The organism is Primorskyibacter flagellatus, assembly GCF_014638275.1.
GTDB lineage: Bacteria > Pseudomonadota > Alphaproteobacteria > Rhodobacterales > Rhodobacteraceae > Pseudooceanicola > Pseudooceanicola flagellatus_A.
Genome location: NZ_BMFJ01000002.1, coordinates 1,025,671 through 1,039,904 on the forward strand (window position 1 = coordinate 1,025,671; position 14,234 = coordinate 1,039,904).

Here is a 14,234-nt window from a genome sequence, read left to right on the forward strand (position 1 = left end):
CAAGCCCATCACCCCGCAGCGCGTGAACCTTGTCACCCTCGGTGTCGCCGACCTGAAGCGCGCAGAGGCGTTCTATGCCGCGCTCGGCTGGCACCCGCACGGGGAGCAGCCGGGGGTCGTCTTTTACCGGATGGCGGGACAGGGCATGGCGCTTGGCCTGTTCGGGCTGGCAGACCTGGCGGAGGATCAGGGCCGGAAAGGCGCGGCGCTTGGCACCGGGGCGGTGACGCTGGCACAGAACTTTCCCGACCGCGGCTCCGTGGATGCGGCCTTCGACCTTGCCGTGTCGGCCGGTGCCACGTCCCTGAAGCGGCCGGAGGAAGTGTTCTGGGGCGGCTACTCCGGCTACTACGCCGACCCCGACGGCCATGTCTGGGAACTGGCTCATAACCCCTTCTGGACCGTCAACGACGACGGCACCCTGACCATACCGGACCCCGAATGACCCTGACCCTCGCGCAGCTGGCGCTTTATGCCGGCGCTCTCTTCGTGCTGTTCCTGACACCGGGGCCGGTCTGGCTGGCCCTGATCGCGCGGTCCCTCTCCGGCGGGTTCCAGGCAGCCTGGCCGCTGGCGCTTGGCGTGGTGATCGGGGATGCGATGTGGCCGCTTCTGGCGATCCTCGGTGTGACCTGGCTGGTGGAACAGGCAGCCTGGCTGATGACGGCGCTGCGCTATGTCGGGGCGCTGATGTTCCTGACCATGGGCGTGCTGCTGATCCGCAACGCTGACAAAACCATTGCCGCCGACAGCCGCCTGACCCGCCCGGGCATGTGGGCGGGCTTTGCGGCCGGGCTGGTGGTGATCCTCGGCAATCCCAAGGCGATCCTGTTCTACATGGGCGTCCTGCCGGGTTTCTTCGACCTGACGCAGGTGACCTGGGCCGATGTGACGGCGATCATGGCCGTGTCGATGATCGTGCCTTTCCTCGGCAACCTGCTGTTCGCGGCCATGGTGGACCGGGTGCGGTTGCTGCTGGCCTCGGGCACGGCGATGCGGCGCACCAACCTTGTCGCGGGGGCCCTGATGTGCCTGGTCGGGGTGCTGATCGCCGTGCTTTAGGCCAGCGCCGCCATTGCCTCCTCAAGCCGTTTCGCCGCCGCCGCATAGGACGGCCGGTCCGTGCACCGCGCGAGATAATCCGCCACATGCGGCACCGGCTCGTACAGCTTGAACGCTGCGATATAGGCGATGGAGGAGGACATGACCGCATCCGCCATGGTGAAGCTGTCCGATGCGATCCAGTGGCGACCCTTTAGCCGGTCCTCGAAGGCGCCCGTCATCCGGTCGAAGGTGCCCCAGGGGTAGGAGGTCGGGCGCGGCTCAAGCCCGCCGACCTTTTCGGCAATCGCCGGTTCCAGCGCCGAAGGCGTGAAGAACATCCAGTAGAGGTACGGACCCCGCGCCGGGTCGTCCAGCGCCGGGGCCAGCCGCCCCATGGCATAACGGTCGGCGAGGTAGAGCGCTATGGCCGCGGAATCCGCGAGATGCACGTCATCGTCGCTGAGCGCTGGCAACTTGCGCAGGGGACTGGCCTGTTTGAACGCCTCGCTCGGCTGCGCCCCGTCCTTGTAGTTGAACCGCTCCAGCCGGTAGGGTTCGTCGATTTCCTCGAGCAGCCAGAACATGCGTTCGGCCCGGGTCTGGGGGTTCCAGTAAAGTGTGATCATCGGGTGCCTCCGCGGCCGGTTTCCGGTGCCCCGAACCTACCCGTTTCCGCGCGGCGGTCGAGTCCGCATTTGCCCGGCGGAAACCACCAAATATTGTGTGTTTGGCGTGACAAGCCCCCCATCCGCCGCTATAAAATCGTCATCTTAAGAGGAGTCTCTTCCGCATGGCCGAAGCCCAGAAGACCGAGCAAACCTACGACGCAGATTCGATCAAGGTTCTCAAAGGGTTGGATGCAGTTCGCAAGCGTCCCGGAATGTACATCGGCGACACCGACGACGGGTCGGGTCTGCACCACATGATCTACGAGGCCGTAGACAACGGAATTGACGAGGCGCTGGCCGGTCACGCGGACTTCGTTCGGGTGAAAATCCACGCCGACAACTCCGTCTCCGTGCGCGACAACGGACGCGGGATTCCGGTCAACATGCACCCCGAGGAAGGCATCTCTGCCGCGGAGGTCATCATGACCCAGCTGCACGCGGGCGGGAAGTTCGACCAGAACTCCTACAAAGTCTCGGGCGGTCTGCACGGCGTGGGGATTTCCGTCGTGAACGCGTTGTCGGATTGGCTGGAACTCCGCATCTGGCGCAATGGCAAGGAACACTATGTCCGGTTCGAGAATTCCGTCACCGTCGCCCCGCTTGAGGTTGTCGGCGAGGCAGAGGGCGAGAAGGGGACGGAGGTGCGGTTCCTCTCTTCCACCCAGACCTTCTCGAACCTCGACTACGACTACGCCACGCTGGAAAAGCGCCTGCGTGAACTGGCCTTCCTGAATTCCGGCGTCCGCATCGTGCTGGAAGACGAACGCCCGGCGGAACCGCTGAAGACCGAGCTGTTCTACGAGGGCGGTGTCAAGGAGTTCGTCAAATACCTCGACCGGTCCAAGCAGGCGATGATGCCCGAACCGATCTATGTCTCCGGCGAAAAGGACGGCATCGGGGTCGAGGTCGCGATGTGGTGGAACGACAGCTACCATGAAAACGTCCTGCCCTTCACCAACAACATTCCGCAGCGCGATGGCGGTACCCACATGGCCGGCTTCCGCGGCGCGCTGACCCGGACCCTGACGAAATACGCCCAGGAAAGCGGGATCGCCAAGAAGGAGAAGGTTTCCTTCACCGGCGACGATGCGCGCGAAGGTCTGACCTGCGTGCTGTCGGTCAAGGTGCCCGATCCGAAATTTTCCAGCCAGACCAAGGACAAGCTCGTGTCGTCCGAGGTGCGCCCGGCGGTCGAGAACCTGATGAACGAAAAGCTTTCGGAATGGTTCGAGGAGAACCCGAACGAGGCGCGCATGATCGTCGGCAAGATCGTGGAGGCCGCACTGGCCCGCGAAGCCGCCCGCAAGGCCCGCGAACTCACCCGCCGCAAGTCGGCGCTGGATGTGAACTACCTGGCCGGGAAACTGAAGGACTGCTCCGAAAAGGACCCCTCCAAGACCGAAGTCTTCCTGGTCGAGGGGGACTCCGCAGGCGGATCGGCGCAGACCGGCCGTGACCGCGGGACCCAGGCTGTGCTGCCCCTGCGCGGCAAGATCCTGAACGTGGAACGCGCGCGCTTCGACCGCATGCTGTCGAGCCAGGAAATCGGCAACCTCGTCATGGCGCTCGGCACCGGCATCGGCCGCGACGAGTTCGACATCAAGAAACTGCGCTACCACAAGATCGTCATCATGACCGACGCCGACGTCGACGGCGCGCACATCCGCACCCTGCTGCTGACCTTCTTCTACCGGCAGATGCCAGAGCTGATCGATGGCGGATACCTCTACATTGCGCAGCCGCCGCTCTACAAGGTTTCTCGCGGAAAATCAGAGGTTTACCTCAAGGATCAGCAGGCGTTGGAAGACTACCTTGTCGATCAGGGCACCGAGGGCGCGATCCTGCGGCTCGGAAATGGCGATGAACTCGCGGGCCCCGATCTGGTGCGTGTGGTGGGTGAGGCCCGCCAGACCAAGCGCTACATCGAAAGCTTCCCCTCCCACTACCCGCGCCACATCCTCGAACAGGCCGCCATCGCCGGAGCCTTCGTCGCCGGTCAGGCCGATGCGGACCTTCAGGGCGTCGCCGACAACGTGGCGGCGCGGCTCGACCAGATCGCGCTGGAATACGAACGTGGCTGGACCGGCCGCCAGACCCAGGACAAGGGCATCCGCCTGTCCCGCGTCCTGCGCGGGGTGGAAGAGGTCCGCACCCTCGACGGCAATGCCCTCCGCTCCGGCGAGGCCCGCCGCCTCGGTTCCGTCACCCCGGCGCTGCAGGAGGTCTACGGCACCCCGGCCCAGCTTGTCCGTCGTGACCGTACCCAGCCGATCTACGGCCCGCTCGACCTCACCGCCGCGATCCTGCAGGAGGGCGAACGCGGCCTTCAGCTTCAGCGCTACAAGGGTCTGGGCGAGATGAACCCGGAGCAGCTCTGGGAAACCACTCTCGACCCCGAGGCCCGCACCCTGCTGCGCGTCGAAGTGGACGACATGGCCGAGGCCGACGACCTTTTCACCAAGCTCATGGGCGACGTCGTCGAACCGCGCCGGGAATTCATTCAGGCGAACGCGCTGAACGTGGAGAATCTGGATATCTGAGTGTATGTAGGATCGCGCATAATCGTGCGCGGTCCTCATAAGTTTGCGCGATTTGCCCATAATGTTGCGCGAGCGAGATCTCGATGCTTTCCGCCGAGCTGAGCTTCGCGGCGGAAAATTTCGCAACATTGCGCCCGTGATCCCGATGCACCTTGTTTCGGGGGCACGCCGCAGAGCCAGTGTGCAAAACTAAAATCAGAAGAGAATGTCCCCCACATTCAGATGGGCGGGCTCGCATCTGTTGAATGCGCTCCTTCGGCATGTGACTATTGTTTTTGAAACTCAATGAGCAGTCGAATGAACCCTATTACACAACAAGAGATCAATAAGGCTGCCTGGGGCGCCTGTGACACTTTCCGCGGCGTGGTCGATCCCTCGATCTACAAGGACTACGTCCTGACCATGCTGTTCCTGAAATACGTCTCGGACGTGTGGCAGGATCATCGGACCCGTTACCAGGCCGAATATCCGGATGCTCCCGAGCTTGTGGACGCCATGATGCAAGAGGAAGCTTTCGTGCTCCCCGCGAACGCATCCTTCGATGCACTGCACAAGCGCCGCTTTGAGGCTGGCAATGGCGAGCGTATCGACAAGGCGCTGCATGCCGTCGAAGAGGCCAATGGCGCCAAGCTCAAGGACGTCTTCCAGGACATCAGCTTCAACTCGAACAAGCTGGGCGACGAGGAGCAGAAGAACGACATCCTGCGCCACCTGCTCGAAGACTTCGCCAAGCCTGCGCTCGATCTGCGCCCTTCACGGGTCGGCGCGCTCGACATCATCGGCGGCGCCTATGAATACCTAATCTCCCGCTTCGCCGCATCGGCAGGCAAGAAGGCCGGTGAATTCTACACCCCCGCCGAAGTCTCGGAACTCATGGCCCGCGTCGTCGACCCGCAGGAAGGTGACGACATCTGCGATCCGACCTGTGGCTCCGCCTCGCTGCTCATGAAATGCGGGCGCTTGGTCCGCGAGCGCAGCGGCACGCGCCGTTATGCGCTGTTTGGGCAAGAGGCGATCGGCTCCACCTGGGCGCTCGCCAAGATGAACCTCTTCCTGCACGGCGAAGAGAACCACCAGGTCGAATGGGGTGACACGATCCGCAACCCCAAACTGCGCACCTCGGACGACATGCTGCGCCACTTCGATATCGTGGTCGCCAACCCGCCTTTCAGCCTCGAGAAATGGGGCGTCGAGACTGCCGAGAACGACAAGTTCGCGCGCTTCCGCCGTGGCACCCCGCCCAAGACCAAGGGCGACTATGCTTTCATTCTGCACATGATCGAGACTCTGAAACCCGGCAACGGGCGCATGGCCGTGGTCGTGCCCCATGGCGTGCTGTTCCGCGGCTCGACCGAAGGCAAGATCCGTCAGAAGCTGATCGAGGAAAACCTGCTCGATGCCGTGATCGGCCTGCCGGAGAAGCTGTTCTTCGGCACCGGCATCCCGGCGGCGGTCCTGATCTTCCGCAAGCGCAAGGCAGATGACAGCGTGCTGTTCATTGATGCCAGCCGTGAGTTTGTGGCGGGCACCAACCAGAACGTGCTGAGCGAAGAGAACCTCGTGAAGATCGAACAGACCTTCCGCGCCCGTGAGACGGTCGACAAATACGCCTATCGCGCGACCAAGGCCGAGATCGTCGAGAACGACTTCAACCTGAACATCCCGCGTTATGTCGACACCTTCGAGGAGGAGGCCGAGATTGATCTGATGGCCGTGCGCAAGGAACGCGACCAGCTGCAAGCCGAGATGGACGGGCTGGAAACCCGCATGCAAGGGTATCTCCGCGAATTGGGCTGGACATGACCAACGAGATCAAACGCCTTGGCGACTATATGTTTAGCCGTCGTTCGAGAGGCGAAGATGGCCTGCCGACCCTCTCAGTCACCCTCGATCGAGGGCTGGTGCCCCGTGACACCTTGGAAAGAAAGACAGACACAAGTCTTAGCCCCGGCGAGCACCTTCGAGTTTTGCCAGGAGATATTGCCTATAACATGATGCGGATGTGGCAGGGTGCATCTGGCATGGCTGAAAATGAAGCCATCGTCAGTCCGGCATATGTCGTGCTCGCGCCCAAGGATAATCTTGATCCGCGCTTTGCAGCTTATCTGTTCAAGACGCCTCGTATGATCCACAGCTTTTGGGCTTACTCCTATGGCTTAACGAATGATCGCCTCAGGCTTTACCCCAAGGATGCGCTCAAGGTGCCAGTGGAAATTCCCCCACTCGCCGAGCAAAAGAAGATCGCGGAGATTCTGTCGACTTGGGACAAGGCCATCGAGACGGCCGAGGCGCTGCTGGCCACCGCCCGCACCCAGAAACGGGCCCTCATGCAAACCCTCCTCACCGGCAAACGCCGCTTCCCCAAGTTCGAGGGACAAGAGTGGCGCGAGGTGCGGTTGGGGGATATTGCACGCACTTGGTCTGGAGGAACTCCCTCGCGTAAGAGACCGGAGTTTTTTGGTGGACCGATACCTTGGATTAAGTCGGGCGAAGTCAACGCTGCGTGCGTTTTGTCCCCAGAAGAGACTATAACGGACGCGGCGCTTGAGGCCTCCGCCGCGAGGATGGTTAGTCCTGGCAACATTCTCGTAGCAATGTATGGCGCCACTGCTGGTATCGTATCAATCTCAGGTATTTCCGCAGCGATCAATCAAGCAATCCTTGCAGTTGAACCCAGTGTCGGAACACATACTGCCTATTTGCATCGTTCAATCGAACACGCCATGGACAAGACCAAGCGTCTTACCCAAGGGGGACAGCCTAACCTAAATGCGGCCATAATTCGGTCCACCAAATTATTTTTGCCGGAACTTGAAGAGCAGCGACTTATAGCGGGTGTAATCGACGATGCGCAAAGTGAAATTGATAAGTTGAGCAACCAAACCGCAAAGCTCCACACCGAGAAAAAAGCCCTGATGCAGCAACTCCTGACCGGCAAGCGACGGGTGCACGTGGAGGCAATCGATGCGGTTTGAAGTCTATTGCGATGAGGCATTCCCCGACTTGTTCACATCAGGCCATCCGAAAGCGCAATTCCTGATGATTGGCAGCCTCTGGCTGCCCGCTGACCTGAGGGATGACGCCAAGGCCAAGATCAAGACTCTTCGAGAGCGCCACAATGCTTGGGGCGAGATCAAATGGAGCAAGGTTTCTCCCTCAAAATTGGACTTCTACCTCGACTTAGTTGAGTTGTTCTTTGGCTATGGTGACAACTTGAGGTTCCGTTGCATCGCAGTTGACCGGGAACAGGTCAATCTTGCGCTTCACGAAGGGGACCATGAGCTGGGGTTTTACAAGTTTTATTACCAGGTCCTTCACCACTGGATACTCGATTTCAACAGCTACAGCATATTCTGCGACACGAAATCGAACCGGGAACGGGATCGTCTGCACGAGTTGGGCCGCGTCCTCGGCAACGCAAATCTGTCCGCATCGATTGAAAGCGTTCAAGCGCTGCCTTCGAAGCAAGTCGTCCTTATCCAGTTGGCCGACCTTCTATTGGGCGCCGCCAGCAGCCGGATGAATGACACATTGCGAGAAGGTAGTGCAAAAGAACGTTTGGTGCTGGCCTTGGAGGACCGGCTTGGCCACAAATTGCGTCCCACTATGCGCAGCGCGCGCAAGTTCAATATCTTCAAGATCAATCTTGGCGGAGGCTGGTAACAAAGATGCCCCCGTTTCTAAATTTGCCGGATGAGGCGGCGTATCGTGCGCATTACGAAACAACCTATGTTCGATCCCGCATCACGACGCATCACGGCATTCCAGTTTATTTTCAAAAAGACAAGTTTGATCACGCCTTTTATGAGGCCACGAACCGTGACGGGGTGAAGAACCAATTCTCCATGCCTCGCGCGCAACGTATGAACTGGATCGTGGCGACCTTGAATGCGCCTGCTGCTGACTGGTATCAAGGCTGGATAACGCCACGAAAACAATACGATCCGTCTCGGTCGGTTGCGGTTGCTTATGGCGACTTCGTGGTTGTCCTACGGTTTTCGGCCAAGCAGAACGGTGACCTCAAAGCAAATTTCGTGACATGCTATGATGCGGATAACAGCATCGGCAAAATCCGACAGTCGCCCGCTTGGACGCTGCAAGACTGCCAAAACGCGTTGGGAGTGTAGTGTGGTCGCTGATTTGCTACGCTGGTTCAGCGACCCAGACCTCGATAGGTTCGAAGCCGATAGGCAGCGAACTCATGCTCTCTATGTGCATTTGATTTCGGATTTGTCAACCCTGCGCACGCCGCCGCGAAGCGGTGAGTGCCGTCATGTGACACCAATTTGAGTAGCCTTTTAGTGACCCCAAACCGCGCCCCCGACACCAGAGAAGAAGCCGCCGCCAAGCTCCCTGCGCTACATGTGCTGATGGCAATGGGCTACAGTTATGCTGGGCCGGGCGAGGCGCTGGCGATGCGCGGGGCTGGCACGGGTGTGCTTTTGGAAAGTGTGCTGCGGGCGCGCCTGAAGAGGTATCGGTTCGATCATCGGGGGAGGCCCTGCGCGCTCTCCCCCGGTGGCATCGACGAGGTCGTGCGGACCTTGAGTTCAACCGGACTAACCGAAGGGCTGATCCCGGCGAACAAGACCCTGACGTCGCATATCACCAAGGGGATCACCGTCACCGAGTTCGTCGATGGCGAGAAGACTAGCAAAACCATCCCGCTGATCGACTGGACCGATGTCGGGGCCAATGAGTTCCACGTGGTCGAGGAATTCAGCGTGCAGCGCCCCGGCGGGCTTGGCAGTTACCGACCGGACATCTTGGTCTTCGTCAACGGCATCCCGCTGGCCATAATCGAGGCCAAGCGCCCGGTTTCGACGACGCGCGACAAGGCGATGGTCGAGGAAGGCATCAGCCAGCACCTGCGCAACCAGCAGGGAGACGGCATTCAGGACCTCTATGCCTACTCGCAGCTGCTGCTGTCGATATCTGGCTCAGAAGGGCTCTACGGCACCACAGGAACCAAGAAGAAGTTCTGGTCGATTTGGCGCGAGGAAGAGATTGATGAAGTGGAGCTCGCGGCCGTCCGAAATGCGCAGCTAAGCGCGGATCAAGTCGCCAGCCTATTCGCGGAGCGGCCGGGATATGCCCTCGATGACTATCAGCGCCTTCACGCTGCGCCCGTCAGTGTCACCGAACAAGATCGGTTGATCATCGGGCTGCTTCGGCCGGACAGGTTGTTGGATTTCACGCGGCGTTTCATGTTCTTCGACAAGAAGCTGGGAAAGATCGTCGCTCGCTACCAGCAGGTCCGCGGCGCCAAGGCCATCATCGAACAAGTTTCAAAGAAGAAGCCTGATGGAAGCCGAGAGGGCGGTGTGATCTGGCACACGACAGGCTCCGGAAAATCCAACCTCATGGTGTTCCTGACCAAGGCACTGCTTGTCGAGCCCGAGTTGGCAGGTGCGCGGGTCATCGTCGTGACCGACCGTGTGGACCTGGAAAAGCAGCTGGCAGGAACATTCTTGACCGGCGGAGCCTTTGGCTCTGATGTCGCGACAAAGAAGGACGGGGAAAAAGCCAAGGTCCAATCCGGGAAGGAATTGGCCGAGCGCATCGGTGGTGGTAACGAGCGGATCATCTTCACCCTGTTGCAGAAGTTCAATTCGGCGACGAAGCTGCCTGAATGCCACAACCCTTCGGATCAGCTTATCGTGCTCGTAGACGAGGGCCATAGAAGCCAAGGGGGTGAGAACCATGAACGGATGCGAAAAGCTCTGCCGAATGCTGCCTTCATCGCGTTCACCGGCACCCCGCTCCTGAAGGAAGACAAAACCCGCAACAAGTTCGGGCCAATTTTGCACGCCTACACCATGCAGCGAGCTGTAGAGGATGGAGCGGTTACGCCGCTGGTCTACGAAGAGCGGCAACCGGTTGTCGATATCAACGAAGCTGCCATCGACGCCTGGTTTGAAAAGATCACTAAAGGACTGACCGATAGCCAGAAATCGGATCTGAAGAAGAAGTTCTCCACCCGCGGCAGTATTTATCGCGCCACTAACCGGATCGATTTGATCGCATGGGATATCGCTGAGCACTTTAGCGAAAATTTCAAGAAGCTCGACTTGGGCCTGAAGGCGCAGCTGGCAACGGACTCAAAGCTATCCGCAATCCGCTACAAGGCGGCGTTGGACGCGACCAATCTGGTTACCAGCGCCGTCGTCATCTCTGCGCCCGACACCCGTGAAGGTCATGAGGACACTGACGAGGCCAAGACTCCGGAAGTGCAGGCATGGTGGAAGGCGATTGTGGGCAACGATCCGAAGGGCTACGAAGATGGCATCATTGAAGATTTCAGCACAGATGGTTCTCCAGACATCCTCATCGTTGTCGACAAACTTCTGACGGGGTTCGATGAACCTCGAAACTCAGTCCTCTACATCGATAAGCATCTGAAGAGTCACAACCTCTTGCAGGCGATCGCTCGGGTGAACCGTTTGCACGAGGCCAAGAAGTTTGGCCTGCTCGTCGACTACCGTGGAATTTTGTCCGAACTCGATACCTCCATACAGAGCTACCAGGATTTGGCTGCCCAAACTCAAAACGGCTACGACATCGAGGACCTCGCCGGAACGGTTGCCAACATGGCAACCGAGTATAAGCGCCTTCCATCACTTCACGATGCCCTCTGGGCGATCTTCAAACCGATCAAAAATAAGCAAGATTGGGAACAATATCGGCAACTTCTGGCTCCGAACTTCGCCGATCACGGCACGGGGCATATGCTCGATGATAATCAGAAAATCCGGGAAGACTTTTATGAGGCGCTCACAGAATTCGGGATGTGCCTACAGCTCGCACTGTCCTCACGCGCATTCTTTGAAGACGGAGCCTTCGACGAAGCCCAGATCCGCAGCTACAAGCGTGACCTGAAGTTTTTCACAGAACTTAGGACACAAGCGAAGCGGGACGCCCAGGAAATCGTAGATTTCTCCGAGTATGAGCAACAGATTCGCAGGATGGTCGACACCCAAGTGATTGGCCAAGACATTAAGGACCCTCCTGGCGTGCTGCCTATTGGCACGCTTGGCGAAGAGGAGCCGGAGGATTGGTCCGAAGAAAAGCAGCGCACCGAAGCCGACCTTATCAAGACGCGGATCCGGAAGACGATCGAACAGGATCTGATCGATGACCCCTACGCAAAGCGTGTATTCTCTGAGCTGCTCAGGGACGCTATTCGGCAGGCCGAGGCGCTGTTCGATCACCCGGACAAACAATACGTTTTGTTCAAGGACCTACAGAAACAGGTCAACGAGCGTAGAACACCAGGCGTCCCGGATCGCTTTGAGGGGCACCCCAAAGCCCAGTCCTACTTCGGCGTTCTGCGGACAGAGACCGAGGGAAGCGCGGGTGATCTCACTGAAGAGCGCATGATCGAAGAAGCCTTCCATATCGACGAGACTGTTGAGAACGCGGTAAAAACGCACTCAATCAACCCAGGCAACATCGAAGGCGAGATCCGCAAGCAACTCTTGCCGCACTACTTCCAGGTTCTCGGAGGCTTGGATGCGGCCAAATCGCTTATCGAGGAAATCGTGGCGATCGTTCGCGCAGGACGGACTAAGAGAGCCCAATGAGCGCCAATCCTGTTTTGACATACGGAGGCCAGACCGTTCACTATCGGGTTCAGACCGATGGTAGCCGGACGACCAAGATTGCGATCCACGTCGAGCCTAACGGTGAAGTCATCGTCGATGCACCGGAAGGCGCGAACCCTGTGGACATCCGCAAAGCAGTTCACAAAAGGGCAAGGTGGGTCTTCACGCAGGTCGAAAAATCACGAGAGCGCTTCAAATACGTTCGCGAAAAGGAATATATCTCCGGAGAAGAGGTTCTCTACCTGGGGCGTAGATACGTTCTGAAAGTGATCAAAGGTGACACTCAGCGCGGTGCGGTTAAGTTGAAGGGCAACAGGCTGGAAGTCCCCAGTCGTTCTGCATCAATGGAGAGCGTCCGTGCAGGGATCTGGGCTTGGTATCGTGTGAAGGCGCGTGACTATTTCGACCTGCGCTTGGCCGAGTGGGAGAAGAAGCTTCCCTGGCTCAATGATCGCCCGCCGTTTCGGCTTCAAGACATGGAAAAACGATGGGGCAGCTGCACCCCCGAAGGCACCATCATTCTGAACCCGCACCTGATTAAAGCGCCTCGTGAGTGCATAGATTACGTTATTCTTCACGAATTGGCCCATCTGAGGCACCATAACCACAGCAAGGAGTTTTGGGCGACAATCGATCAGGCGGACACAGACTGGAAACGTAAGAAGATTTTGCTCGATAGCTTGGCTGAGCGGCTATACGCACAATAGTCTCACGTTGCTCGACCTAAACAGAACTGCGCGCTTCTGGCGGCTGCTGTGCTTTTGAATTCGTCCACCTCGAGAAAGCCGTGTAGCATGTTCTCATGACGGAAGCTGGCGACGTATACCCTCTACCGACCGACATAGCGACACGGCTCTCTGAGCTCGGCATGACCGGCGCCGCTCACACGGAGTCCGTAAAGTTCGTGTATTCGCTCCGGAAGTGGACCGGTGACACAGATGCGGCTTTCGAGTGGTTTTCAGAACTACCTCTGCCGTCGTTCGGCGGTCGGACCGCCGCTGACCTCGTGCGAGAGGGGCGCGTGGATGCCGTGAAGGGCTATATTGAACGCGTCGCCACCGGAGGGTTCGCATGACCGAAGACAACAAGCGACGACTACGTCTGTTGCTTGAGGAGGGCTGAAACTCGGGGTTCGGAGAACTGGTCGACTACGGGACTTTCGAAGGGCTACGAGAGCGGGCTCAGAAAATCGGCGATGCCAAACGAGAGACGTTTGCTTCAGCAAAAGTGTTGAATCGATGGCTGGAGTTTTGGGCATCCGAGAATGCACTTCTATATCCGAACCGCGACTTAGATCAGGCGGATTCAGCGCCCGTGTAACATAATGGCACTTTGACGCAGTGGCAGAAGCCACCACCACGTAACTGCTTCGACGTTCACGTAGGGTGGGTTCCGAACCTTCCCTGCACGTGCGAACCCACCCTCGTGTCAAAACTGGCGGGGACATTTGATTAGTTCTACGCCGTCGGCTTCTCTGCATCACAATTCGACCCGCCTCAAGGCTCTTGGTCGCAGCTGGCAGTTTAACTTGTGATGCCGTCGTCGTGCGGCCGCAGAGTCCCTCAGACTGAGCACGTGCGCGTTAGGTGCTATGGATGACCCCGAACATGGCACAGGCAGCCTTGGTGCTCGTCCATTCATTCCCGGATGATGCAAATAAACGCTTCCGCAACGGTGTTTTTAGCGACTAAGCCATCGCTTGCTGGTCGCTCGAGAGCAATCCTCAATCAGGGAGTGTGCCCGGAGCAATTTTTCCCCGCGCCTCGCGAAAAGCATCGGGGAACTTGTCGTCATCCGAGCGCTCGCCAGCGTCGAGCGCTCGGCGAGTGAGCGCGAGCAGCCGCGAGAAACCCTCTGCCTGTGTCAAACCCTCGGCCTCACACCATCGCGCGAACTCTGAAGCGTTTTCAGCGGAGACAGTGAGCACTAACTCACTCTCATCTTGTTTTGATCTCATGAAAGCCTCTCTGGACCGTAGCCTTCTAAGAAAGGCGAGTTCCCGGATGGGTCGTTCCCAGCTCTACGGCAACCTTGATGATGCCACGATACCTTGGCTGACCAAACGCAGGATTGAAACCGCACAGCTCTGATGAAGGTCGAAGATAGAGCCGCAGCCCTGCTGTGTTGGAGAAAAAATGGACCACACTCGCACTGCATCAGTCAACTTAGGGCGGAAAGCGGTCGTTCGCTGCGCATCGCATGAATCACAGAGTTGCGCATTAAGCGAGCATCCTCGCACCCAAGCCTTCTTGGTTCATCCGGCCCTGTGAAGATCCTAAAATAGATAAATCTAGTTGCTCAGGGGTTCCGATCGGCCAAACAACTGACAGAAATGATCTCCTCCACCTCCGATTCCGAATTACTGGTTACAACCGAAA

12 protein-coding genes are annotated in these 14,234 nt (G+C 58.7%); 10 read left to right on the forward strand and 2 right to left on the reverse strand.

The features are described from left to right. Positions 1–7 precede the first annotated feature (7 nt). Together IEV87_RS19330 and IEV87_RS19335 are read left to right on the forward strand one after the other, a co-directional pair. Positions 8–445 carry a VOC family protein gene (locus tag IEV87_RS19330; RefSeq protein ID WP_188479526.1) on the forward strand — a complete coding sequence of 146 codons (438 nt, stop codon included), beginning with the start codon at positions 8–10 and terminating at the stop codon, positions 443–445. Next, positions 442–1,062, forward strand: coding sequence for a LysE family translocator (locus tag IEV87_RS19335; protein WP_188479451.1), 621 nt, complete (start codon positions 442–444; stop codon positions 1,060–1,062). Before IEV87_RS19330 ends, IEV87_RS19335 begins: the two co-directional genes overlap by 4 nt. On the opposite strand, the gene IEV87_RS19340 is transcribed toward IEV87_RS19335, so the two are convergent. After that, on the reverse strand, positions 1,059–1,670 hold the full coding sequence (locus IEV87_RS19340) for a glutathione S-transferase family protein (RefSeq protein ID WP_188479452.1): 612 nt from the start codon (positions 1,668–1,670) through the stop codon (positions 1,059–1,061). The genes IEV87_RS19335 and IEV87_RS19340 overlap by 4 nt on opposite strands. Positions 1,671–1,834: 164 nt before the next feature. On the opposite strand from IEV87_RS19340, the gene gyrB reads away from it, so the two are divergent. From gyrB to IEV87_RS23080, 8 genes are all read left to right on the forward strand, one after another. Next, the gene (gyrB, locus tag IEV87_RS19345) at positions 1,835–4,252 is read left to right on the forward strand and encodes a DNA topoisomerase (ATP-hydrolyzing) subunit B (protein ID WP_188479453.1); all 2,418 of its coding nucleotides are present in this window, start codon (positions 1,835–1,837) and stop codon (positions 4,250–4,252) included. 297 nt (positions 4,253–4,549) lie between these two features. Further along, positions 4,550–6,055, forward strand: a complete 1,506-nt coding sequence (locus IEV87_RS19350) for a type I restriction-modification system subunit M (RefSeq protein WP_188479454.1) — start codon at positions 4,550–4,552, stop codon at positions 6,053–6,055. Further along, positions 6,052–7,227, forward strand: coding sequence for a restriction endonuclease subunit S (locus IEV87_RS19355; RefSeq protein ID WP_188479455.1), 1,176 nt, complete (start codon positions 6,052–6,054; stop codon positions 7,225–7,227). The genes IEV87_RS19350 and IEV87_RS19355 overlap by 4 nt, the downstream gene beginning before the upstream one ends. Further along, complete coding sequence (locus tag IEV87_RS19360) at positions 7,217–7,915, forward strand: DUF3800 domain-containing protein (protein ID WP_188479456.1); 699 nt, start codon at positions 7,217–7,219, stop codon at positions 7,913–7,915. Before IEV87_RS19355 ends, IEV87_RS19360 begins: the two co-directional genes overlap by 11 nt. A gap of 5 nt (positions 7,916–7,920) precedes the next feature. Further along, positions 7,921–8,379 carry a hypothetical protein gene (locus tag IEV87_RS19365; RefSeq protein WP_188479457.1) on the forward strand — a complete coding sequence of 153 codons (459 nt, stop codon included), beginning with the start codon at positions 7,921–7,923 and terminating at the stop codon, positions 8,377–8,379. A 174-nt stretch (positions 8,380–8,553) separates the two neighbouring features. Then, positions 8,554–11,835, forward strand: coding sequence for a type I restriction endonuclease subunit R (locus tag IEV87_RS19370; protein ID WP_229737706.1), 3,282 nt, complete (start codon positions 8,554–8,556; stop codon positions 11,833–11,835). Beyond that, a complete protein-coding gene (locus IEV87_RS19375) occupies positions 11,832–12,563 on the forward strand; it encodes a M48 family metallopeptidase (protein WP_188479458.1) in 732 nt (243 codons plus the stop codon). Before IEV87_RS19370 ends, IEV87_RS19375 begins: the two co-directional genes overlap by 4 nt. A gap of 161 nt (positions 12,564–12,724) precedes the next feature. After that, positions 12,725–12,931, forward strand: coding sequence for an antitoxin Xre/MbcA/ParS toxin-binding domain-containing protein (locus IEV87_RS23080; RefSeq protein WP_373284069.1), 207 nt, complete (start codon positions 12,725–12,727; stop codon positions 12,929–12,931). 648 nt (positions 12,932–13,579) lie between these two features. Here IEV87_RS23080 and IEV87_RS19385 read toward each other — a convergent pair. Then, positions 13,580–13,813 (reverse strand): hypothetical protein, encoded by a 234-nt coding sequence (locus tag IEV87_RS19385; protein WP_188479460.1) that lies wholly within the window; start codon positions 13,811–13,813, stop codon positions 13,580–13,582. Positions 13,814–14,234 lie beyond the last annotated feature (421 nt).

Bases quoted from the DNA above. Each gene is read 5' to 3' on its own strand.
- IEV87_RS19355 (WP_188479455.1), top strand. From the start codon at position 6,052: ATGACCAACGAGATCAAACGCCTTGGCGACTATATGTTTAGCCGTCGT.
- gyrB (WP_188479453.1), top strand. From the start codon at position 1,835: ATGGCCGAAGCCCAGAAGACCGAGCAAACCTACGACGCAGATTCGATC.
- IEV87_RS19340 (WP_188479452.1), bottom strand. From the start codon at position 1,670: ATGATCACACTTTACTGGAACCCCCAGACCCGGGCCGAACGCATGTTC.
- IEV87_RS19365 (WP_188479457.1), top strand. From the start codon at position 7,921: ATGCCCCCGTTTCTAAATTTGCCGGATGAGGCGGCGTATCGTGCGCAT.
- IEV87_RS19375 (WP_188479458.1), top strand. From the start codon at position 11,832: ATGAGCGCCAATCCTGTTTTGACATACGGAGGCCAGACCGTTCACTAT.
- IEV87_RS23080 (WP_373284069.1), top strand. From the start codon at position 12,725: ATGACCGGCGCCGCTCACACGGAGTCCGTAAAGTTCGTGTATTCGCTC.
- IEV87_RS19385 (WP_188479460.1), bottom strand. From the start codon at position 13,813: ATGAGATCAAAACAAGATGAGAGTGAGTTAGTGCTCACTGTCTCCGCT.
- IEV87_RS19360 (WP_188479456.1), top strand. From the start codon at position 7,217: ATGCGGTTTGAAGTCTATTGCGATGAGGCATTCCCCGACTTGTTCACA.
- IEV87_RS19335 (WP_188479451.1), top strand. From the start codon at position 442: ATGACCCTGACCCTCGCGCAGCTGGCGCTTTATGCCGGCGCTCTCTTC.
- IEV87_RS19350 (WP_188479454.1), top strand. From the start codon at position 4,550: ATGAACCCTATTACACAACAAGAGATCAATAAGGCTGCCTGGGGCGCC.